Origin of the sequence: Streptomyces sp. NPDC060002, assembly GCF_042737245.1 — a bacterium.
Taxonomy (GTDB): Bacteria; Actinomycetota; Actinomycetes; order Streptomycetales; family Streptomycetaceae; genus Streptomyces.
Genome location: NZ_JBHWUW010000033.1, coordinates 35,771 through 57,755, shown reverse-complemented (window position 1 = coordinate 57,755; position 21,985 = coordinate 35,771). Strand labels below are relative to the sequence as shown.

Here is a 21,985-nt window from a genome sequence, read left to right as displayed (position 1 = left end):
CCGAGTACCGCCCCCGCGAAGCCCCCAGGAGGGCCGCTCATGGACACCCCCGAAGCCGATGGAATCACCCGCCGCCACGCCCTGACCGTGGCGGGCGGAGTCCTCGCGGGCGCGACCCTCGCCGCGCAGGCCTTCCCCGCGTACGGCGCCACGCAGGACGCCGACGCGATCGTCGTCGGCCACGGACTCGCCGGACTCGTCGCCACCGCCGAACTCGCCGCGGCCGGACGCAAGGTGCTCCTCCTCGACCAGGAACCCGAGGCGAGCATCGGCGGCCAGGCGTTCTGGTCCTTCGGCGGACTGTTCCTCGTCAACTCCGACGAACAGCGCCTGATGGGCGTCAAGGACACCTACGACCTGGCCTGGCAGGACTGGCAGGGCACGGCCGGCTTCGACCGGGGCGTCGACGACCCCAAGGGCCAGGACCACTGGGCGTACCAGTGGGCCAAGGCGTACGTCGAGTTCGCGTCCGGCGAGAAGCGGTCCTGGCTCTCCGGGCTCGGCGTCCAGTGGTTCCCGATCGTCGGCTGGGCGGAGCGCGGCGGCGGCCTCGCCACCGGACACGGCAACTCCGTACCCCGCTTCCACGTCACCTGGGGCACCGGACCGGCGGTCGTCGAGCCGTTCGAGAAGAAGGTCCGGGCCGCGGTCGCCGACAACAAGGTGACCTTCAGGTTCCGGCACCGCGTGGACGAGATCGTCACCACCGGGGGAGTCGTCACCGGCGTCCGCGGGGCCGTCCTGGAGCCCAGCGGCGTGGCCCGCGGCAAGCCCAGCTCCCGCACGGCCGTCGGTGACTTCGAGCTGCGCGCCCCGGTCGTCGTCGTCACCTCCGGCGGCATCGGCGCCAACCACGACCTGGTCCGGCAGAACTGGCCCGCCCGGATGGGCACCCCGCCGAAGTTCATGGTCACGGGCGTTCCCGCGCACGTCGACGGCCGCATGCTGGGCATCACCGAGAAGGCGGGCGGCCGCATCGTCAACCCCGACCGCATGTGGCACTACACCGAGGGCCTGCGCAACTACGACCCGATCTGGCCCGGCCACGGCATCCGCATCCTCCCCGGCCCGTCCTCGATGTGGTTCGACGCGACGGGCAAGCGGTTCAACACGCCCGACCTCCCCGGCTACGACACCCTGCACACCCTCAAGACCATCACCGACTCGGGCTACGACTACTCCTGGTTCGTCACCACCCAGAAGATCATCGCCAAGGAGTTCGCGCTCTCCGGCTCCGAACAGAACCCCGACCTCACCAACAAGAACGTCTGGCAGCTGCTGTCCCGGATCTGGCAGACCCCCGAGCCGATCGAGAAGTTCAAGAACAAGGGCGAGGACTTCGTCGTCGCCTCGACGCTCACCGACCTCGTCGCCGGCATGAACAAGCTGACCGGCACCTCACTCATCGACCTCGCCGACCTCAAGCGGCAGATCGAGGCCCGGGACCGGGAGATCGACAACGCGTACACCAAGGACGTCCAGGTCATGGGCATCCGCAACGCCCTGAACTACACCGGCGACTCACTCAGCCGGACGGCCGCCATCCACCGGATCCTCGACTCCAGCGCGGGCCCGCTGATCGCCGTACGCCTCAACGTCCTCACCCGCAAGACCCTCGGCGGTCTCCAGACCGACCTCTTCGGCCGGGTCCTGAACGCGGCCGGGAACCCCGTGCCCGGTCTGTACGCGGCCGGAGAGGTCGCCGGCTTCGGCGGCGGCGGAATCCACGGCTACCGCTCCCTCGAGGGCACGTTCCTCGGCGGCTGCCTGTTCTCCGGACGCCAGGCGGGACGGGCCGCCGCGGCGGCGACGGCGACCTGACCGGGCATCGAATGTAGCCGGGCACGGTCCGATCGAGCGAGACATGGGCCGAGTGGCCCGACTCACATGGCCAACCCGGTCACGCACCGACACGATGGTCCTCGTCACCGCCAGGCTGAAGGGGTCCCGGATGTTCCGCAAGGTGCTGGTCGCCAACCGTGGCGAGATCGCGATCCGTGCGTTTCGCGCCGGCTATGAGCTGGGCGCGCGCACGGTCGCGGTCTTCCCGTACGAGGACCGCAACTCACTCCACCGGCAGAAGGCCGACGAGGCCTACGAGATCGGCGAGCAGGGGCACCCGGTGCGCGCCTACCTCTCCGTCGAGGAGATCGTCGGCGCCGCGCGCCGGGCGGGCGCCGACGCCGTCTACCCGGGCTACGGGTTCCTCTCCGAGAACCCCGAACTCGCGCGTGCCTGCGAGGAGGCGGGCATCACGTTCGTCGGCCCCGACGCGCGCATCCTCGAACTGACCGGGAACAAGGCGAGCGCGGTGGCGGCGGCCCGCGCGGCGGGCGTGCCCGTGCTCGGCTCGTCCGAGCCCTCCAACGACATCGACGAACTGGTCCGGGCCGCCGAGGAGATCGGCTTCCCCCTGTTCGTCAAGGCGGTCGCCGGCGGCGGCGGACGAGGCATGCGCCGCGTCGAGGACCCGGCCGTGCTGCGCGAGTCCATCGAGGCGGCCTCCCGCGAGGCCGCGTCCGCCTTCGGCGACCCGACCGTCTTCCTGGAGAAGGCCGTCGTCGACCCGCGCCACATCGAGGTGCAGATCCTCGCCGACGGCGAGGGCAACGTCATCCACCTCTTCGAGCGCGACTGCTCGGTCCAGCGCCGTCACCAGAAGGTGATCGAGCTGGCCCCCGCGCCCAACCTCGACCCCGGGCTGCGCGACCGTATCTGCGCCGACGCCGTGCGCTTCGCCCGCGAGATCGGCTACCGCAACGCCGGTACCGTCGAGTTCCTCCTCGACCCCGCGGGCAACCACGTCTTCATCGAGATGAACCCGCGCATCCAGGTCGAGCACACGGTGACCGAGGAGGTCACCGACGTCGACCTCGTCCAGGCCCAGCTTCGCATCGCCGCCGGCGAGACCCTGGCCGACCTCGGCCTGTCCCAGGACACGGTCACCCTGCACGGCGCCGCCCTCCAGTGCCGGATCACCACCGAGGACCCCGCCAACGGCTTCCGCCCCGACACCGGCCGCATCAGCGCCTACCGCTCGCCCGGCGGGTCCGGCATCCGCCTCGACGGCGGTACCACCCACGCGGGTACGGAGATCAGCGCGCACTTCGACTCGATGCTGGTCAAACTGACCTGCCGGGGCCGGGACTTCGAGACCGCGATCAAGCGGGCCCGGCGGGCCGTCGCCGAGTTCCGGATCCGGGGTGTGTCCACCAACATCCCGTTCCTCCAGGCCGTCCTGGACGACCCGGACTTCCAGGGCGGGCGCGTCACGACGTCGTTCATCGAACAGCGCCCGCACCTGCTCACCGCGCGCTCCTCGGCCGACCGCGGCACCAAGCTGCTGACCTACCTCGCCGACGTCACGGTGAACAAGCCGCACGGTGAGCGGCCCGAGCTGATCGACCCGGTCACCAAGCTGCCGCCGGTGCCCGACACCGAGCCGCCCGCGGGCTCCCGCCAGCGCCTGGTCCACCTCGGACCCGAGGGCTTCGCCCGCCAACTGCGCGAGTCGCCGACCATCGGCGTCACCGACACCACCTTCCGCGACGCCCACCAGTCCCTGCTGGCCACCCGGGTCCGCACCAAGGACCTCCTCGCCTCGGCCCCGCTGGTCGCCCGGACCCTGCCCGAACTGCTGTCCCTGGAGTGCTGGGGCGGCGCCACCTACGACGTCGCCCTGCGCTTCCTCGCCGAGGACCCGTGGGAGCGGCTGGCCGCCCTGCGCGAGGCGGTCCCCAACATCTGCCTCCAGATGCTGCTGCGCGGCCGCAACACCGTCGGCTACACGCCCTACCCGACCGAGGTGACCGACGCCTTCGTCCAGGAGGCCGCCGCCACCGGCATCGACATCTTCCGCATCTTCGACGCGCTCAACGACGTCGGCCAGATGCGGCCCGCCATCGACGCCGTACGGGAGACGGGGACGGCCGTCGCCGAGGTCGCCCTCTGCTACACCTCCGACCTGTCCGACCCGAACGAGCGGCTCTACACCCTCGACTACTACCTCCGGCTGGCCGAACAGATCGTCGACGCGGGCGCCCATGTGCTGGCCGTCAAGGACATGGCGGGCCTGCTGCGCGCCCCGGCCGCCGCGAAGCTCGTGTCGGCGCTGCGCCGCGAGTTCGAACTGCCGGTGCACCTGCACACCCACGACACCGCGGGCGGCCAGCTCGCCACCTACCTGGCGGCGATCCAGGCCGGCGCGGACGCCGTCGACGGAGCCGTGGCCTCCATGGCGGGTACGACCTCGCAGCCCTCGCTGTCCGCGATCGTCGCCGCGACCGACCACTCCGAGCGGCCCACCGGCCTCGACCTCCAGGCCGTCGGCGACCTGGAACCGTACTGGGAGGGCGTCCGCAAGATCTACGCCCCCTTCGAGGCGGGCCTGGCCTCCCCGACCGGGCGCGTCTACCACCACGAGATCCCCGGCGGACAGCTCTCCAACCTGCGCACCCAGGCCGTCGCGCTCGGCCTCGGCGACCGCTTCGAGGACATCGAGGCGATGTACGCCGCCGCCGACCGCATCCTCGGCCACCTGGTGAAGGTCACCCCGTCCTCCAAGGTGGTCGGCGACCTCGCCCTGCACCTGGTCGGCGCCGGAGTGTCCCCGCAGGACTTCGAGGCGTCGCCCGACCGCTACGACATCCCCGACTCCGTCATCGGCTTCCTGCGCGGCGAACTCGGCACCCCGCCCGGCGGCTGGCCCGAGCCGTTCCGCAGCAAGGCACTGCAGGGCCGCGCGGCGGCCAAGCCCGTCCAGGACCTGACCACCGAGGACCGCGAGGGCCTGGAGAAGACCCGCCGCACCACCCTCAACCGGCTGCTCTTCCCCGGCCCGACCCGCGACTTCGAGACCCACCGCCAGGCCTACGGTGACACCAGCGTGCTCGACAGCAAGGACTTCTTCTACGGTCTGCGGCCGGGCAAGGAGTACGCCGTCGACCTCGAGCCGGGCGTCCGGCTCCTGATCGAGCTCCAGGCCGTCGGTGAGGCCGACGAGCGCGGCCTGCGCACCGTGATGTCGTCCCTGAACGGCCAACTGCGGCCCATCCAGGTGCGGGACAACGCGGCGGCCTCCGACGTACCGGTGACCGAGAAGGCCGACCGCGCCGACCCCGGACATGTCGCCGCGCCGTTCGCGGGCGTGGTCACGCTGGCGGTCGCCGAGGGCGACGAGGTGGAGGCCGGCGCGACGATCGCCACCATCGAGGCGATGAAGATGGAGGCCACGATCACGGCGCCGAAGGCCGGCACGGTGTCGCGGCTGGCCATCAACCGGATCCAGCAGGTGGAGGGCGGTGACCTGCTGGTCGAGGTGGGCTGAGGTCACGGGTCGCGGGCGGTCACTCGCCCGCGGCCACGTACCGGTCGTCCGGGCCGTCCGCGTCCTCCCGGCCCGACAGGTCCACCTTCACGCCGTGGGGCTCCAGAACCTGCCGTATCCGCTCCGCCATCGCGTCGGACAGGTAGTGGTGGTGAAGGTCCAGCTCCTGGAGATGCACCAGCGGCTGACCGCTCAGCAGTGCCGCGGCGCCCGTGTCGGACAGGGTGCCGCGGCCCAGGTGCAGGGCGGTCAGCCGGGCCACCACGGGTGCCGCGGCGACGGCGGCGGCCACCTCGTCCTGGTTGTCGCCGTTCTGCAGACCCAGCCGGCGCAGGGCGGGCAGCCGGGAGCCGTCCAGGATCGGCGCGAGGTCGGCCACGGTGGCGGAGCGGCCGTACGACTCCGCGCCCAGCCACAGGTCCAGGTGCTCCAGCGCGGGCAGGTCCGAGCCGGCGAGTCCGTGCACCACCTCGGCGGGCAGCCCGCCGTTCTCGAAGCGCAGGACGCGCAGACTCTCGTGGCGCAACGGCGTGAACTCCAGCCCCGTACCGCCGCCGAAGCCACCGCCCGAACCGCGTACGGCGAGCTCCTCCAGCCCGGGGTAGGCGGTGAGGAACGGGCTGACGTCGCCCTGGACGATCCAGGAGAGCTCGCACTCCTCGAACTCGAGGTCGGCGAGATAGAGGGCCCGAAGGCCGGTCAGCCGGTCCGCCGCCCCGGCGAGGCGTTCCACCACCTCGTGGCAGCAGTCGCCGGCGTCCAGTTCGCTGCCGTAGGCGCCCGCCCCGAGGACCAGGGCGCGCACCCGCGAGGGGTCCACGGTGTCCAGGAACCGGTTCCAGCACTCGTCGAAGTCCTCCGGTTCGCCGTCCTGCCGGACGAGCTTCCAGGCCACGGACTCCGCTTCGGGGAGGTCCCGGGCGGTCTCCCCGGGCAGAGGGAAGACGAACACCGGCAGGCCGTGCAGTTCCGAGATGTGCGCCAGCGTCATGAGCGGGTACCTCCGTGAGCGGTCAGCGAGCGGACGGTGGCCGGGACTGCGCGCTCCGGCCCGTGCGGCGTACTTTCTACCAACCCCCACCGACAGTCCCGCGCGGGGCGCTGCCCGCGAGGGCAGCGGGTCTGCCCTCGCGGCCGGTGACGCGCGCCGGGTCACCCGCTAACGTCCCTCCGTGAACAACTGCACTTTCCCGCAGCGGCCGTTGACCCGTCGTCCGGAGTCCGCCGCGTGAGCGACGAGCCCGCCGTCGAGAGCCCTGCGCACCAGGCCGTCACCGCCCCGGAAGCCCCCGCCCCGGAGGTTCCCGCCGCTGCAGCGCCGGCCGTGGAAGCACCCGCCCCACGCCCCCGTCGGCGCGGCCCGGGCCCCTTCACCCTCCTGGTGCTGCCGGGCCTGGTCACCCTCACCACGGTCGCCGGGTTCCTCGCCCTGACCGGCGGACTCCCCGACGACCGCAGCGCCGGGGAGAGCACACCGCAGGACGCCGCCGGCGGCGTCAACGCGACCTACGGACCCTGGCTGCGCAAGTCCGCCGACGCCTGCACGGTCGTCACCCCGTCCGCCCTCGCCGCGCAGATCGAGCAGCTCACCGGCTGGAGCAACGACAGCGCCACCACCTCCGGCGCGCAGGGCATCGCCGCCTTCAGCGCTGCCGACTGGAAGACCTGGGGCAAGGACGACGACGGCAACGGCCGCTCGTCACCGCGCGATCCTGCCGACGCCATCATGGCGCTCGGCCGCCAGGACTGCTCCCTGGCCCAGGAGGTCACCGGCCTCAGAACCGACGGCACCGTCAACGGGGACCTGGTCGACCTCACCCTCGCCGCCTACGCGGTCGGCACGGACGCCGTGACGAAGGCGGGAGGCGTCCCCGCCTCGGCACAGACCTACCTCAGCGAGGTCAAGGCCCTGTTCGCGAAGTACGAGGCCTTCGACCGGGAGGACACGAGCGGCGGTGGCGTCCTGGCCGACGCGATCCTGACGCCGCCCGTCACCACCCTCACCATCACCTCCCCCTACGGCTCCCGCCAGCACCCCCTCACCGGCGTCACCAAACTCCACACCGGCGTGGACTTCGGCGCACCGCAGGGCGCCCAGGTCTCCGCCGCCCGCGCGGGCACCGTCGTCTTCGCGGCCATGACCACGGCCTACGGCAACCGGGTCGTCGTCGACCACGGCACGATCGAGGGCAAACGGCTCCAGACGACGTACAGCCACCTGTCCGCCATCGGCGTCACCGTGGGGCAGACCGTGCAGACCGGGGCCCCGTTGGGGCGGGTCGGATCCACCGGCCTGTCCACCGGCCCCCACCTGCACTTCGAGGTGATCTACGACGGCTACTACGCCGACCCCCAGCCCTGGCTGGCGCTGAACGGCGGCTGAGGTACCTCACGAGGGCGGGTGCCACGGCCGGCTCAGAGCGCGAGGCGGCCGCCGGCCGACCGGGCCACCTCGGTGTGGGAGAGGTACTCCACGATGCTGTGGGCCCGGTCGCGGGCGTTGATGACGGCGAGGTCGGTCAGGCCGTCCGCCCAGTCGTCGGCCGGCGGGCATCCGATGGCGACCGCGTCGTTGGGGCACCACACGTTGAACCAGTCCGCGACCGTGTCGGGACGCTTGGGCCCGCCCACGAGGAGCCTGCTGTACACACGCCTCCTCGGAGTCGGGTAAGGCGACCCCCGCGTCCCGTTGCCGCTCGACCGCTCGACCGCTCGACCGCTCGACCGCTCGACCGCTCGACCGCGCGCCGCTCGTCCCGGCCGCGCCGTACCGTGCGGCGGCCGCCGCCACCCGGCGCTCCCGCTCGCCGCGGGACCTGTCCGTCGCGGCCATGTCAGTTCGCCGTCCCTCCGGCGGTGTGCCACGGCACGAAGGCGTTCGTCAGGCCCGCGAGCGCCGAACGCAGTTCCGGGTGGTGGCGCAGCAGCACCGTGATCATGCTGTTGTCGTCGATCCAGGCCATACCGGCCTTGGAGTACACCTCGGGCGTGTAGTACTCGGTGAAGAAGCGATCGCTGTTCAGCCGGCGCGAGGCCATCAGGACGAAGATGCGGAACGCCGTGTCGCTGAAGGCGAATCCGGCCGGCAGCCGCTCCGCGTACAGCCCGACCATGAGATCGACCTTTTCGACATCCCCGTCGTAGAGCCGCTCGATCTGCTCCGCCCACTGCGGATTGTCCGTCAGCTCCGCGAAGGTCTTCGCCGGCCTCAGCCGCAGCAGCCGCCGGAACTCGTTGTAGCGAGGGACGCCCAGCTCACGGGAGCGCAGGATGTCGGTGGCGGCGAGGTCCTGAAGACGGCCGTCGGGACGCTCGAACTCCTGGAGGAACCGGGGGAAGTTGTGCAGGGTGACCAGTCCGGGGTGCAGGGTGCCGAAACTGTAGAGCAGATCGGCCGTCCCGGTGGCCTCCAGGACCTTCAGCGCACCGGGGCCCGAGATGTCGCGGAGGGTGCAGTGCCGCAGGGTGGCGTCGTCGGCGGCGGAGCGCAGGTGCCATTCGTCGCGGATCAGCGGGTGCATGCGGTAGACGGCGACGAATTCCTCGGTCAGGGCGTACGGGACGCCGTAGTGGTCCGTCCTGCCCCCGGGGATCCCGCTGACGACCTCGCTGCCGCTGATCCGGCCGAAGAGGTTGTGGACGCGCTCGCCCGCGAGGCCCCACCAGTTGGCGCGCAGGGCCGTGACGGTGGTGGGGTGGCTGATCACGGCCGGGGTCCACTCCACGGTGTGGATCTTGGCGAGCAGCGCGGCGTTGACCAGGCGGGCGCGCTGGAACAACTCCTCGTCGCCCCAGGACGGGTACGCGCCGTGCAGGTGGTCGCAGATCGCGTTGTGCTCCCGGGCGAACAGGCGCTGCATCATCGCCAGACCCAGCCAGAAGCCGGGCACCCGCGACGGATCGCGGGAGGGGTCCGAGGGGAACGGGGACTGCTCGTCGTCCCACAGGCGCACCTTGCCCAGCTCGCCGGTGCGCATCAGGCGCTGCTCGGACTCGTTCGATCCGTAGAGCTGCGAGGCGTCCCACCAGTGGGAGGAGACGTTCACGCGGGTGTCGGGCGTCCCGGCCGGCGCCTCGGGGTCGCGCGTCGGGTCGTCCGGTGTCCGCATGATCCGCATGGGCTGTTCCGGCCACGGGTCGTCGTCCGTGAGGGGGAGTTCCCAGGGCCGCTCCGCGGGGCTCGTACCGTGGCTGAACCAGTCGCGGACCATGAACTGGAGCCAGGCGGCGACCAGGGAGTTCACCGACTCCGCCGGGGTCAACCCGTCCCGGGTGAGCAGCGCGCGGCTGACTTCGCGGGGGCTCGGCCGCGACAGGACGTCCTCCGGCGCGGCCGGGGCGATCCGGTCCAGCGGGATGTTCCGGCCGAAGCGGGTGCCCGCCATGCCCATCCGAGGCTCGCCGAGGTCGTTGTGGCTGCCGTCGGCGGTCCGGTCGACCTTGTGGCTCTCGGCAGGGGGCGCCGAACCGGGGAGGTCGACCGAGGGCAGAGAGCCGGTGTCGTGGAGGTTCCTCTGCCGCAGCCCGACGCGCAGCCCGAGGAGTGTCAGCAGACCCGGCAGCACGGGCAGCCTGTCCCAGCCGACGCGCCGGTCGACGTACTCGGCGCCGCCGGTGACGATCCGCCAGGGCAAGGACGTACGGTATCCGGCCGCGGGACGCCGTGCGGCGCGTCGTCGCTCGCTCATCACGTTGCTCCTGTCCTGCACGAAAACGGCGCACGCCCTCGCGGACGACGGCCAAGGGGCCAAGGGGCGAAGGGGCGAAGGGGCGAAGGAGTCGAAGCCTGCGGCGACCGGTCGTCCCGGCCGATGGGCCGGGGTCGGCGAGGGTCGCCGACGGCGACCGGCCGAGCCCGCCTCCGGTACCGGCGCGCAAATGCCCTGTAAACACTCCGAATACCATGGTATGAGAGCCGCTGCTCTCCCGCACCTCAAGGCCCGGACCGGCGCCGTCTCACCGGTGCCTTCGACGCCCAGCCGCACCCTGACGGCCGCGAAGACGGGGCTTCGGCTGGTGACGCTTGCGCCGCTTGCCCGACCGGTTCACGGCCGTCTGCGCACGCGGCGGGGCGGGCGGGCCGGCTTGCCGCAGGTCCTCGATCGTCTTCTCGACGACGTGCAACTCCTCCTCGGCACGGCCCGGTTCCTCCGCGTCGAGCCGGGCGAACGCGTCACGCGCCTGCTCGTGCGCGCGCAGCACCTTGGCCCGGGGACGGCGGCCTCCGTACGACTGGGCCAGCACCGCCTGTGCCCGGGCCCTGTTGAACCTGAGTCGCCACGCGCGCACGTCCAACTCGTCGTACAGCGTCAGCGCCCGGCGGGCGGCCGCCTCGGCCCGTCCGCAGGTCTGCCGGGGCGCGGGGGCGGCACGCAGGGGCCGGCCCGTGGCGTCCAGCGCGAGCAGAACCTCCGCCTCCAGACAGCTCGTCCAGGCTTCGTGGACGCGATTGGCCCACCGGTCCTCCTTGCGCATCTTCTCGTACTGTCCCAGCGCCTGCTCGACGTGTTCCAGCGCCTTGAGCAGGTCCTCCTGCCGGCTTTCCACCGGACGGGAGCGCGCCCTGCCCAGGTGCGCCTCCGCCAGTCGGCCCAGCGCGAGGGCGTGCTGCGGACGTACGGCCTCGCGGTACTCCCGCTCCAGGGCGTTGTAATGACGGTTCAGGGCTTCGTTGTGCCGGTCGACGCTCTCGTCCCACTCCTGCCGGGCGGCGTGCTGGACGCCCAGGATGGACAGGGCCTCGGCGATGTCCCGTTTCCACAGACCGGGACACCTCTCGCGCAGCGCCTCGTAGATCTCGACGCTCTCCACGGCTCTGGCCACCGCATGGTCGACGCGTCCGCTCGCACCGAGCTGCCACGCCAGACCGCGCAGCGCGAACGCCCGCATGCCCTGGATCTCGTCCGGCCCGTGCTCGTCGCTCTCCTGGGCCTGCGCCAACCGCTCGATCAGCTCGCACGCCTCGGTCGCCGCCTGCAGGGCCTCGCGCTGGCGGCCGATCCGGTGGGCAGCCGTGGCCAGGGTGCACAGGGCCTTCACCAGACCGAAGGCGTTCCCGCGGCTGGGATTGCGCTGGAACAGCGGTTCCAGACGCCGTATGGAGTCCCGGGCACAGAGGTCCGCCTCCTCGAACCGGCCCACGTCGACGAGCCGGTCGGCCAGGTCCTTGAGGGCCTCGGCCAAGGCGAACTCGTGCTCCTCGGACGGACTGAGCTGGTGCAGCGCGTGGTACATGTCCACCGCCTGCCCGGCGACCTCGTGCGCCTGGATGCGCAGACCCGAACTGGCCAGGTACAGCGACCAGCGTTGAAGGGCCCGGGCCAGCTCTGCTCGGTTGTCCTGAGCGGGCGGCCCGCCACCCTCGCGGTAGTGCTGCACCGCGTGTTCAGCGACCGCCGTGGCCAACTCCAACAGGACGTCGGGGCAGGCGAGGTCGAGTTCCCCGAGGACCTGGGCGGCGACCTCCTGCGCCGACTCCTTGCGCAGCGTGGAGTTCAGTGCGCAGGCCAGCGAGGTGCCGATGGCGCTCGCGAACTGGTCCTGATCGGTGGCGGCGACCTGTTTGACCAGTCGGACGAGGGGGCGGGCGTGACCGCGCAGCGCGGCGTCCAGTGCCTCGCGGGCCCGCTGCTGGGCCGACGGCTCACCCGACCCGTCGGCGGCGTGTCCCACGCCGTCGGTCCGGCAGCCGTCGGAGCCGGCGGTGAGCTGAAGGACGTGCAGCACGTTCAGTATCTGGCGCGCCTGGTCGGTCGCGGCCTGCGGGATCCCCGGGCCGTCGCCGCCGACGTCGAGCAGTCGCGGGGCGATATCGGGAAAGGCGGCGATCACCTTCGCGCCGAGCCGCTCGGCGAGCCTCAGCGGCTGGAGCGACCGCAGGTAGCCGTCTCCGGTGAGTTCCGCGTGCTGCCATCGGGCGAAGGCCCGCGTGAGCCATTCCGGTTCGTCCGCGAGGTCGGGGACGAGCCGCAGCCGGCGCGCCGCCTCGGTCTCCCGCTCCCCGTCCGTCTCGCCGTCGGCCACCGCCAGACCGGAGACGGCGACGATCCGTTCGAGCAGGACCGGGTCGTGCGGCAGCTTCTGGCGCTCGGCGGACGCCTGCCACCTCTGGCGTTCCACGTCGAGGGCGTAGTCCAGCAGGGCGTTGGCGCGTGAGCGCGTGGGCGGTCCCGTGGTTGCCGAGTGCGTTTTCTGCAGCAGTGTGCGGGCATCCACCAGTGCCTGGATCAGGACGAGCAGATAGCTGCCGAAGTCGGGCTCTTCGAGACCGGGCACGCCCACCCCGGTGGGCGCGGCGACGCCCGTCGCCGTCTCACCCTCCGTCACGGCACCGGCCCGCACAGCGGTGTCGGCCTTGCTGTCGGTCTCCTCGTACCAGCCCCTGAAGGCGGCGTAGGCGACCCGGTAGACGTCCTCACGGTCGGCTTCCGGCAGCGGCGGCAGCGGCGGGGGATCCTCCGCGTCCACCAGTGCCTCGTAGCGCCGCTTGACCGCGTCCCACCACGGACCGCCGCGGTGGGCGACTGCCAGGACGCGCAGCGGATGGTGGCCTCCGCGCTCGGTGGCCTCGGCGAGGAGGAAGTGCAGCTGACCGGCGTGGGCGTCGGCGTCGTCGATGACCAGCAGCCGTCGCTCGGTCAGGGCGCAGACACCGGAGAAGTCCACGTGCAGCGGGTCGACGACACCGGCGACCCAGCCCCTGCCGGCCATCGTGCGGCACAGCTCACGGGCGAGCCGGGTCTTGCCGACCGTGCTGCCGCCCGTGAGCAGCCGAATGCGTTGCCCGCCGCCCCCGTCGTCCTCGCGCTCACACCAGTCGACCAGCGTGTGGAGCTGCTCGGCGCGCCCACGGAAGGGCACGACGCCATGGCGGGATTCGAGCAGGTCTGCCTCGGACCACTGATCGCGTGGCGGCAGGGGGCTGTACGCGGGCTTCAGGACCTCGCCGCCCGCCCAGACGGGGTCCAGCGTGACGCGTTGCTCGGGGGCCGTCCTCCCGCGGGCCGCCAGCAGGCAGGTGTTCGCCTCGTCCAGGCCGTCGTCGCCGAAGATCGTGCCGACGGGCAGTGCGATCAGCCGTCCTTCGATCGTGGCGCGGTCCTCCGTGATCACGCCGATGAGGTGATCTCCGCTGAACAGGGCCGCACCCGACATTCCGCTCCAGAGCGACACGCCCCGGCCGAGCGGAGACGAGCCTGTCCTGATCTGCAGGTTCAGACGACGCACCTCGCGCCTCGACCCGGTGAGGGGAAGGACGCGCCCCCGCACGTCCTCCGGGTTCACCAACCGTCTCGCCCCGGACTGCTCCACCCCCGACTTCGGAAAGCCCAGCGCCTGAGCCGCGACGGCGCCCTCGCCGATGAGACGGCCCAGTCGCACCTCAGCCGACGGGCTGTCCCGTCCCGTCCGGAACGGATCGTCGGCGGTGGATTCCAGGAGTGCGTAGTCGGGCTCCTCGTCTCCCCGGACCGCCACGCGGAAGGTGTGCCGTTCCTCCGAGAGGTGGTAACTCCCCTCGTGACGCGCGTAGGCGCGGGCCGTGACCGCGGAGCCTTCGGGCCCGACACAGTGACCGGCGGTGAGGACGAGTTCCGGTGTCAGCAGATACCCCGAGCCTCGTCTGCCGTCCGCGGCGAGCGAGACCAGCCGCTCGGCGTCGAGCCCGGTCATTCGGCGACGTCTCCCTCATCGGCGATGAGCGTGGTGGGCGGCAACGTGAGGTTCAGCTTGATCCGGTGCGTGGTGGCATTGCCGCGCGCGTAGTCGCCACCGGCCTGCACCACCCAGAACTGGATGCCCGCCCGGCCCGCGGCGTTCCGGGTGATCTGGACAGTGGCCTCCACCTCGACATCGGCGATGCCGAAGCGCAGCTCTTCCCCCGCGGCTCGCCGCTGTGCGTCTTCCAGTTCGCGTCGCAGACCGCCGAGCATGTCCGCCAGGCCCAACCCATCCGTCGTGAGCGCCTGTTGCCTGTCTGCCATTGCCGTACTCCTTCGCAGGGGAGTTCCCGATCAGAGGGAACGGGAGGGCCCGCGACGGAAGACGGGGATACCGTCGATTGTCCGAGTTCCCTCAGAGGCGGGCAACTCGATCACGCGAGATCAGCAGGGGCGTCGACGCGCACGCCCCACCCTGTCGGCCTAGTGGGGGCGAGGGGTGACTCTGAGCTCGTGGACGCGGGCCCGGTCCGCCTCGGTGACGCAGGACCGCAGCCGCACTCCGGCGGGCGGCGCCGGCGGCTGGCCCCCGGCCCGGTCCAGGGGTCGGCGCAGCACGTGATACCGCCGGACGACGGACCAGCCGCGGGCCCGGAGCAGCGCGGTGTCGAGCGTGGGCGCCGCGTTGAGCGTGGGCGCCGCGTCGAGCGTGGGCGCCGCGTTGAGATGCAGATGCACCACGGCCCGCCCGGCCCCGTTCTCCCGCGCCTTCTCCAGCGCCCGGGTCTGCATCGCGGCCAGGACGAGCTGCCCCGCCTCCTGCCGGTCGGGCAGGACGTAGTGGTCGAGGTCGACGCGCTCGCCGCCCGACTCGTCCCACAGCAGCCCGTAGGCGACCAGCCGGTCCCCGTCGGAGGCGAGCCAGGAATCCCGCTCCGGATCCGTCTCGGGCTGCTCAGATCGGCCTCGACGGTGTGCAGGTCCGTCTCGGGCCGGCCGGTCTCGATGAGATCGATCTCGTTGAGGAGACCGGTGACGGCCGGCGCGTCGGCGAGGGCGGCGGGACGCAGGAGAGAGGGCATGGCGCCAGGGTCCGGGGGACGTGACCCGGCCGCAACGCGATCACACGTTGCGAAAGGTGCAGCCATGAGCCCTGTATGCGCCCCCGCGCGCCTGGGCAGAATCCGTTCTGCCATTGATCATGCGGGTGAGCGCCACGGGGACACACGATGACACCGTGTCACTCACCACGAACTTCCAGGGAAGGCAGGTCGGTTGTCGTGCAGTTGCGTCTTCCCTCCTCAATATCCGAAGCCCAGCGCTGTCTGGCCGAGGGAGCGGTACCGGTAGGAGGCGCCACACTCGTGTGGGCCGGCTGGCAGCGGGACGGCTTCCCCGAGCAGGCCGTGTCGCTGCGCAACGTGCCGGAGGCCGGCACGGTCGGCCCCGAGGAACTCGGCGGGGCCGTACTGCTCAGCCAGGTCGACGCGACGGTGCCCGAGGCGCTGCACCGGGCGGCCTCCGGCGTGGGCACCGGCGCGGTACGCCGGGCCGCCACGGTCGGCGGCAACATCGTCGGCAGCACCCTGCGCTGTCTGCTCCCGGCGGCTCTCGTCCTCGACGCCCGGGCCACCGTCCTGGAAGCCGACAGCGTGTACGAAACCGATCTGACCGAGCTGCTGGCGAAGCGTCACGTGCTGCTCGCCCTGCGCTGGCGCGCACCCCTGGTCAGCGGCTACCGCAAACTGGAGGGCGAGCCGGGCGGCCCGCCGCCCCTCGTCGTCGCCGCCGCGGTGCACGCCGACGGCGACAGCCCCCGTGACCTGCGGGTGGCCGTACGCGACGGCTACGAGGTGTTCAGCGAGAGCACGCCGTACGACCCGGACCCCGAACAGGTCCTGCACGCCCTGGCGGGCACCGACCTGGGCGTCCTTCCCGCCGCCGCCCGGGACGCGGTCCACGCTCGGATCACCGACGTGCTGGCCCGCGCCGCCGAAGGCTGAGGCCCGGCCGCGAGGCTCTCCGGCTCACGTCTCCCGCTCGGGTGCGTACACCTGCGCCGCCAGGCCGAAGGTCCAGGCGACCCCCTCCCGCGCCGTACGGGTCGCCGGCGGCACCCGCAGCCAGTAGGTGCGCCGCGTCCCGTCCGGCTCCGGTGTGGAGTTCAGGACCTCCACCATGGCGACGGGCTCGTCGTCCGGCAGGTCGATACGCCATAGGGTGCCCGTCTCGTCGCGGTGGACGTGACGCGCCCCGGAGTCCGCCAGATAGCGGTCGTACCCGTAGTACTCCAGCATGATCCGGCGCAGTTCGGCGTTCTCCTCGGACCTGATCCGGTCCGGGGAGAGCGCCGGCAGCTCGGCGAGGAACTCGGCCGGGACCGGCATGCCACGCCAGGCGTGCAGGGCGAAGCCGTCGGGGTACGCCAGTGCCGGGCCGTCCCCGTGGTCGAGCCGGCCCGCCTCGTCGCGGTGCAGGGCGACGGGACGCTCGCACACCACCGCCACCCGCGCGAACGGCCACCACCAGCCGGCGTGGCGGCTCACCGCGGCCAGCCCCTCGAGCGGGCCCCGGTCCGTCGGGAACGCGGCGAGCCATGGGGCGTCGTGCTGACCGAGCACGGCGTCCAGCAGCACCAGCCGGATCTCCGCGGCCTCCTTCCCGGTGTCCCCGCCTGCAAGCTCCTCCAGCACCCCGGTGCGGATCCGGTCGACGAGCGCCTGCGTGGGCTCCCACAGGAGTCCACCGGTGGCCGCCCAGTGCGCCGCCCAGCCCGCCGCGCCCAACCGCGTGTGGAGCCGCTGCCGTTCGCCGGCCCATGGAGCGCTGCGGACCGCCTCACGCACACTGGCGCCCTTGTCCGCCAGCTCCCGGACCAGCGTGACGGCCGCCCGCGGCGAAGCGGCCCACACCACCCGCTCCGGATCCGGCAGACCGGCCTGCCGGTAGGCGCGGCGCACGCCCTCCTCGGCGGCCGCGCGGTCGGCGGGCACGGCCGCCGCGGCACAGGCGCGCCAGCCACGCACGTCCTCGAAGGACGTCCCCTCCACCATCGTGTCCGCTTCCGCCCCGGGCACTGCCCCGGCAAGGTCCGTGGTCGTCATCCGCCCCTCCGTCACCTCGGTCACCTTCTGCTCAGTCCGCGACGATCCGCACGGATCCGGGCACGTACTCCCGCTGCCGGATCACCCGGTACCAGCCCTTCGGCAACGCGATCGCCGCGTGCTCCTCATGGACCACCCGGCCGCCCTGCGGAAGGCGCAGCAGCAGCGGACCGAACGGCCCGGGCTCCCGCACCAGATCCCCCGGGCCCACCACAGCGTGGGCGTGCCCGGTGACCTCGCCCAGCGCCAGCACGAGCCGGCCCCGCGCGTCCCGCCGCTCCTTGGGCGCGACCGCCACGTGCGGCGGCACCGCGGCCTCCGCTACGGGCACGATCAGCACGTCTCCCTGCCGGTACATGCCTCTCCCCTCCCCGCCGGATGCTTCGCGCACCGGCCTCATGACGAAGACGGTACGGACCACCACTGACAACGCCCCGCGCCGACGTCCCGAGCCGGTGCTCCGAACCGAGGCCCCGCCGAGAGGTGTCGTCAGTGCCTGTTGGTAGAACTGCGGACACATCACGGACCGCGCATCTTTTTCCCGGGGAGCAGCCGCATGACCGTCACCGACCACCTGCACGCGCTGTACCGGCTGCCCGCCCACACCTTCCCGGGCCCGGACGGCAGGACGGACGACCTGCCCGACCCGGAGGCCTTCGCCTGGCGCGTCACCAGCGACGTCTACGACGCCGAGGAGGACTGGACGAAGGCGTTCGCCCGGTTCTGCTCCGCCGTGGACACCACCCGGGTGCGGGCACTGATCGTCGGCGCCTGGCAGGAGGCGTACGACACGGACGCATCCGACGTCATCGAGGCGCTGGTGGCCGCCCGGGACCGGTTCCCCGCGCTGCGGGCGGTGTTCCTCGGCGACATGGTGGGGGAGGAGTGCGAGATCTCCTGGATCAACCAGACCGATGTCACCCCGCTCCTGGCCGCGTTCCCCGCGCTGGAGGAGCTCGGCGTGCGCGGCGGGTCCGGGCTGGTCTTCCCCGCCGTGACTCACCGCGCGCTGCGCAGGCTCGTGATCGAGACGGGCGGGCTGCCCGCGGAGGTCGTGCGCGGGGTCGGCGGCAGCGACCTGCCCGAGCTGGTCCACCTCGACCTGTGGCTCGGCACCCCCGAGTACGGCGGCGACAGCGAGGTCGCCGACCTGGAGCCGATTCTGTCCGGCGCCCGGCTGCCGAACCTGCGTCACCTCGCCCTGCGCAACAGCGAGATCCAGGACGCCGTGGCCGCGGCCGTCGCGTCCGCGCCCGTGGTGGCCCGTCTGGAGGTGCTGGACCTCTCCATGGGCGTGCTGACCGACGAGGGCGCGGCCGCCCTGCTCGGTGGTCAGCCGCTCACCCACCTGAAGAAGCTCGACCTGCACTACCACTACCTGAGCGAGTCCCTCCAGGAGCGCGTCCGGCGGACCGTGGAGACCGCGGGCGTCGAGGTGGACCTCGACCACGACGACGCCGAGGAGGACTCGGACGACGACGGCACGCCGTGGCGCTATGTCGCCGTCGGGGAGTGAGCACCCCACCCATGGGTCACCGTCCCTCCCTCCTCGACGAACCGCGCCGGGAGCGCGCGTCCGGGCCGCGCCTGGCAGTGGTCGGCAACCCGGAGAACCGTCGGGTCGCCCTCTTCGAGGACGCGGTACGCGGGGCCGGCCTGCCGGCCCCGCGTGTCGTGCCGTGGGCGGACGTACTGCGCGACGGCGGCGCCGACTTCGCCGCCGAGGAGATCGTCCGCCTGGACTCACCCGGCGAGAACCCCGAGGTCGACCGGCTGCTGCGCGGTGCCACCGACCCGACGCGGGTCGAGGGCTCGGGCCGCTGGTACGCCCGCTTCACCACCGCGGTACGCAGCCTGCGCGGCGGCGTCCGCCTCGACGACCCGGACGAGCTCGCGGTGCTGTTCGACAAGCGGCTCTGCCATGCCGTCCTCGACGCGGCGGGCGTCCCGGTGCCCGCCTCACCCACCTCGGGCCCGCAGGGCGCGCCGGTACGCGGCTGGGACGACGTACGCGCGGCGATGCGCGAGCACCGGATGCCCCGGCTCTTCGTGAAACCCGCGCACGGATCGTCCGCCTCGGGCGTCCTCGCCGTCGAGTCGGGCGGCGGTGGCCGGATCAGGGCCACCACGTCCGTGGAACTCGCCGGCGACGGCGGCCTGTACAACTCCCTCAGGGTGCGCCGCTACGAACGCGAGCAGGACATCGCGGCCATCGTCGACGCGCTCGCCCCGGACGGACTGCATCTCGAGCGCTGGCTGCCGAAGGCCGCCCAGGACGGCCGGGCCGCCGACCTCAGGGTCGTCGTCGTGGCCGGTCGCGCCACCCACGCGGTGGTCCGCACCAGCCGCTCGCCCCTGACCAACCTCCATCTCGGCGGCCGACGGGGCGACCTGGACTCCGTCCGGGCGGCCGTCGAGGCGGCGGGCGCCCGCTGGACCGACCTGCTGGACGTGTGCGAGCGGGCCGCGGCCTGCTTCCCGCGCACCCTGTGCGTCGGTGTCGACCTGCTGCCGGCCGTCGGCTGGGGCAGGGCCGCGGTCGGCGAGGTCAACGCCTTCGGCGACCTGCTGCCCCGGCTCACCGGCCTGCCCGGCAGCGGCGCGGAGGGCCTCGACAGCTATGCGGCCCAAGTGGCCGCCGCCCGAGGTGACCTCGCCCGGTACAGAACAGGAACACCGCATGCCTGAGCCCGACATGAACGAGGTGGTGGGCAGCCACGACCTCCTGCTCGTCACCCTCGACACACTCCGCCACGACGTCGCCGCCGAGCTGGCGGCCGCGGGCCGCATCCCCCATCTGGCCCGCCACCTCCCCGGCGGCCGCTGGCAGGAGCGGCACGCGCCGGGCAGCTTCACCTACGCCTCCCACCAGGCGATCTTCGCGGGCTTCCTGCCGACCCCGGCCGCCCCCGGACCGCATCCGCGCCTGTTCGCGGCGAGCTTCGCGGGCAGTGAGACCACCGCGGGCGGAACCTACGTCTACGACACCCCCGACCTCGTCTCGGGCCTCGCCGAGGACGGCTACCACACGGTGTGCATCGGGGGAGTGGGCTTCTTCAACAAGCAGGGTCCGCTGGGCTCGGTGCTGCCCGGTCTGTTCCACGAGTCCCACTGGGCACCGGAGTTCGGAGTCACCTCACCCGAGTCCTTCGAGAACCAGGTCGCCCGCGCCGAGGACGTCGTCCGCGGACTGCCGTACGAGCAGCGGCTGTTCCTCTTCGTCAACGTGTCCGCCCTGCATCAGCCGAACTGGTTCCATCTGCCCGGTGCGACCCGCGAGACCGGCGACAGCCGGGAGACGCACGCCGCCGCGCTGGAGTACGTGGACCGGCACATCGGGCGCCTGTTCGCCGCCGCGAGCAGCAGGCGCCGCTGCTTCGCGATCGTCTGCTCCGACCACGGCACCGCCTACGGCGACGACGGCTACACCGGCCACCGCCTCGGCCACGAGTCCGTGTGGACGGTGCCGTACGCCCACTTCTTCCTCGATCCCGCACCCCGTGACCCGTCGAACGGTCCGACGGAGGCCCGCCGATGAGCACCGCCGAGCCTGCCACCCGCACCAGCCCGTACCAGCACTACGTCTACGCCTACCCGCACAAGACGGCCTACCGTCCGCTGCCCGACCGCCCGTCCCTGAAAGCCCTCTGGGCGGCCGAGCCCAGGGACACGCTCTCCCTCTACCTGCACATACCGTTCTGCGAGGTCCGCTGCGGCTTCTGCAACCTCTTCACCCGCATCGGCGCCCCCGACGGACTGACCGGCGCCTACCTGGACGCCCTGGAACGGCAGGCGAGAGCCGTACGGGAGGCGCTGGGGGACACGGACGAGGTCCGCTTCGCCACGGCCGCCTTCGGCGGCGGCACCCCCACCTTCCTCACCGCCGCCGAACTGGACCGGCTCTGCGACATCGCCGAGCACCGTATGGGCGCCGACCTCCGCGCGGTCCCGCTGTCGGTGGAGGCCTCGCCCGCCACGGCCACCGCCGACCGCCTCGCCGTCCTGGCCGGCCGGGGCGCCACCCGACTGAGCCTGGGCGTCCAGAGCTTCGTCGACTCCGAGGCCAGGGCCGCCGTACGCCCACAGCGCCGCGCCGACGTCGAGACGGCCCTCGCCCGCGTCCGTGACACCGTCATCCCGGTCCTCAACATCGACCTCATCTACGGCATCGACGGCCAGACCGAGCGGACCTGGCGGCACTCCCTGGACGCGGCCCTGGCCTGGCGGCCCGAGGAGCTCTACCTCTACCCGCTCTACGTCCGTCCCCTGACCGGCCTCGACCGCCGCGGCCCGGGCCAGGCCGCGGCAGCCGACCCGGCCTGGGACGAGCAGCGGCTGCGGCTGTACCGCGCGGGCCGCGACCACCTCCTCGCGCACGGCTACACCCAGCAGTCCATGCGCATGTTCCGCCGCACCGACGCCCCGCCGCAGGGCACGGACGACTACGCCTGCCAGACCGACGGCATGATCGGCCTCGGCTGCGGCGCCCGCTCCTACACCGCCGGCCTGCACTACTCCTTCGACTACGCCGTCGGCATGCACCAGATCCGGGGCATCATCGACGACTACGTCGCCACCGAGGCGTCCGACTTCGCCCACGCCGAGGTCGGCCACCCCATGAACCCCCACGAGGCGCGCCGCCGCCATCTCCTCCAGTCGCTCCTCCAGGCCGAGGGCCTGCGCCTCGACGACTACCGGGCCCGCTTCGGCGGCGCGCCCGCCGACGACTTCGGCCCCGAACTCGAAGGCTTCGCCGACCGCGGCTGGCTGACCGACGCGGACCCCACGACCCTCAGGCTCACCCCCGAGGGCCTCGCCCACTCCGACGCCATCGGTCCCGAGCTGTTCTCCCCGGCCGTCCGGGCCGCCATGACCGCCTACGAGCGGAAGTGAGCCGG

The 21,985-nt window shown here is 72.7% G+C and carries 15 protein-coding genes and 1 pseudogene; 8 read left to right on the top strand and 8 right to left on the bottom strand.

Features of this window, described 5'->3' with window-relative positions; genetic code table 11:
• The first annotated feature begins 39 nt into the window (after window positions 1-39).
• Both ACFWBD_RS26270 and ACFWBD_RS26265 read left to right on the top strand, forming a co-directional pair.
• Window positions 40-1,821: an FAD-binding dehydrogenase gene (locus ACFWBD_RS26270; protein ID WP_385671426.1), complete on the top strand. Its 1,782-nt coding sequence runs from the start codon at window positions 40-42 to the stop codon at window positions 1,819-1,821.
• 130 nt (window positions 1,822-1,951) lie between these two features.
• Window positions 1,952-5,326 carry a pyruvate carboxylase gene (locus tag ACFWBD_RS26265; protein ID WP_385671423.1) on the top strand — a complete coding sequence of 1,125 codons (3,375 nt, stop codon included), beginning with the start codon at window positions 1,952-1,954 and terminating at the stop codon, window positions 5,324-5,326.
• A 19-nt stretch (window positions 5,327-5,345) separates the two neighbouring features.
• On the opposite strand, the gene ACFWBD_RS26260 is transcribed toward ACFWBD_RS26265, so the two are convergent.
• A complete protein-coding gene (locus ACFWBD_RS26260; RefSeq protein ID WP_385671420.1) occupies window positions 5,346-6,317 on the bottom strand; it encodes an STM4015 family protein in 972 nt (323 codons plus the stop codon).
• Window positions 6,318-6,554: 237 nt separating this feature from the next.
• Here ACFWBD_RS26260 and ACFWBD_RS26255 point away from each other — a divergent pair, with 237 nt between their 5' ends.
• Window positions 6,555-7,709, top strand: a complete 1,155-nt coding sequence (locus ACFWBD_RS26255) for a M23 family metallopeptidase (RefSeq protein ID WP_385671417.1) — start codon at window positions 6,555-6,557, stop codon at window positions 7,707-7,709.
• Window positions 7,710-7,741: 32 nt separating this feature from the next.
• On the opposite strand, the gene ACFWBD_RS26250 is transcribed toward ACFWBD_RS26255, so the two are convergent.
• The 5 genes and pseudogenes from ACFWBD_RS26250 to ACFWBD_RS26230 all read right to left on the bottom strand — a co-directional run.
• Complete coding sequence (locus tag ACFWBD_RS26250; protein WP_385671414.1) at window positions 7,742-7,975, bottom strand: hypothetical protein; 234 nt, start codon at window positions 7,973-7,975, stop codon at window positions 7,742-7,744.
• Between the two features lie 185 nt (window positions 7,976-8,160).
• Window positions 8,161-10,014, bottom strand: a complete 1,854-nt coding sequence (locus ACFWBD_RS26245; protein ID WP_385671411.1) for a peroxidase family protein — start codon at window positions 10,012-10,014, stop codon at window positions 8,161-8,163.
• 268 nt (window positions 10,015-10,282) lie between these two features.
• The gene (locus ACFWBD_RS26240; RefSeq protein ID WP_385671408.1) at window positions 10,283-13,996 is read right to left on the bottom strand and encodes a hypothetical protein; all 3,714 of its coding nucleotides are present in this window, start codon (window positions 13,994-13,996) and stop codon (window positions 10,283-10,285) included.
• Window positions 13,993-14,307, bottom strand: coding sequence for a trypco2 family protein (locus tag ACFWBD_RS26235; RefSeq protein ID WP_385671405.1), 315 nt, complete (start codon window positions 14,305-14,307; stop codon window positions 13,993-13,995). Before ACFWBD_RS26235 ends, ACFWBD_RS26240 begins: the two co-directional genes overlap by 4 nt.
• Before the next feature lie 183 nt (window positions 14,308-14,490).
• Window positions 14,491-15,065, bottom strand: a pseudogene (locus tag ACFWBD_RS26230) (GNAT family N-acetyltransferase); the annotation flags it as partial.
• Window positions 15,066-15,263: 198 nt separating this feature from the next.
• Here ACFWBD_RS26230 and ACFWBD_RS26225 point away from each other — a divergent pair.
• Complete coding sequence (locus ACFWBD_RS26225) at window positions 15,264-15,986, top strand: FAD binding domain-containing protein (RefSeq protein ID WP_385671402.1); 723 nt, start codon at window positions 15,264-15,266, stop codon at window positions 15,984-15,986.
• A 24-nt stretch (window positions 15,987-16,010) separates the two neighbouring features.
• Here the strand turns inward: ACFWBD_RS26225 and ACFWBD_RS26220 are convergent, their stop codons facing one another.
• Window positions 16,011-17,087 (bottom strand): DUF6745 domain-containing protein, encoded by a 1,077-nt coding sequence (locus ACFWBD_RS26220; RefSeq protein ID WP_385671399.1) that lies wholly within the window; start codon window positions 17,085-17,087, stop codon window positions 16,011-16,013.
• A 31-nt stretch (window positions 17,088-17,118) separates the two neighbouring features.
• A complete protein-coding gene (locus ACFWBD_RS26215) occupies window positions 17,119-17,445 on the bottom strand; it encodes a hypothetical protein (RefSeq protein WP_385671396.1) in 327 nt (108 codons plus the stop codon).
• Window positions 17,446-17,643: 198 nt separating this feature from the next.
• On the opposite strand from ACFWBD_RS26215, the gene ACFWBD_RS26210 reads away from it, so the two are divergent.
• From ACFWBD_RS26210 to ACFWBD_RS26195, 4 genes are read left to right on the top strand one after another with little or no spacing between them, the layout of a single operon-like run.
• Window positions 17,644-18,603, top strand: a complete 960-nt coding sequence (locus ACFWBD_RS26210) for an STM4015 family protein (RefSeq protein WP_385671392.1) — start codon at window positions 17,644-17,646, stop codon at window positions 18,601-18,603.
• Between the two features lie 11 nt (window positions 18,604-18,614).
• On the top strand, window positions 18,615-19,775 hold the full coding sequence (locus ACFWBD_RS26205; RefSeq protein ID WP_385671389.1) for an STM4014 family protein: 1,161 nt from the start codon (window positions 18,615-18,617) through the stop codon (window positions 19,773-19,775).
• Window positions 19,776-19,782: 7 nt separating this feature from the next.
• Window positions 19,783-20,625: an STM4013/SEN3800 family hydrolase gene (locus ACFWBD_RS26200; RefSeq protein WP_385671498.1), complete on the top strand. Its 843-nt coding sequence runs from the start codon at window positions 19,783-19,785 to the stop codon at window positions 20,623-20,625.
• Window positions 20,622-21,980 carry an STM4012 family radical SAM protein gene (locus tag ACFWBD_RS26195; RefSeq protein WP_385671386.1) on the top strand — a complete coding sequence of 453 codons (1,359 nt, stop codon included), beginning with the start codon at window positions 20,622-20,624 and terminating at the stop codon, window positions 21,978-21,980. Before ACFWBD_RS26200 ends, ACFWBD_RS26195 begins: the two co-directional genes overlap by 4 nt.
• Window positions 21,981-21,985 lie beyond the last annotated feature (5 nt).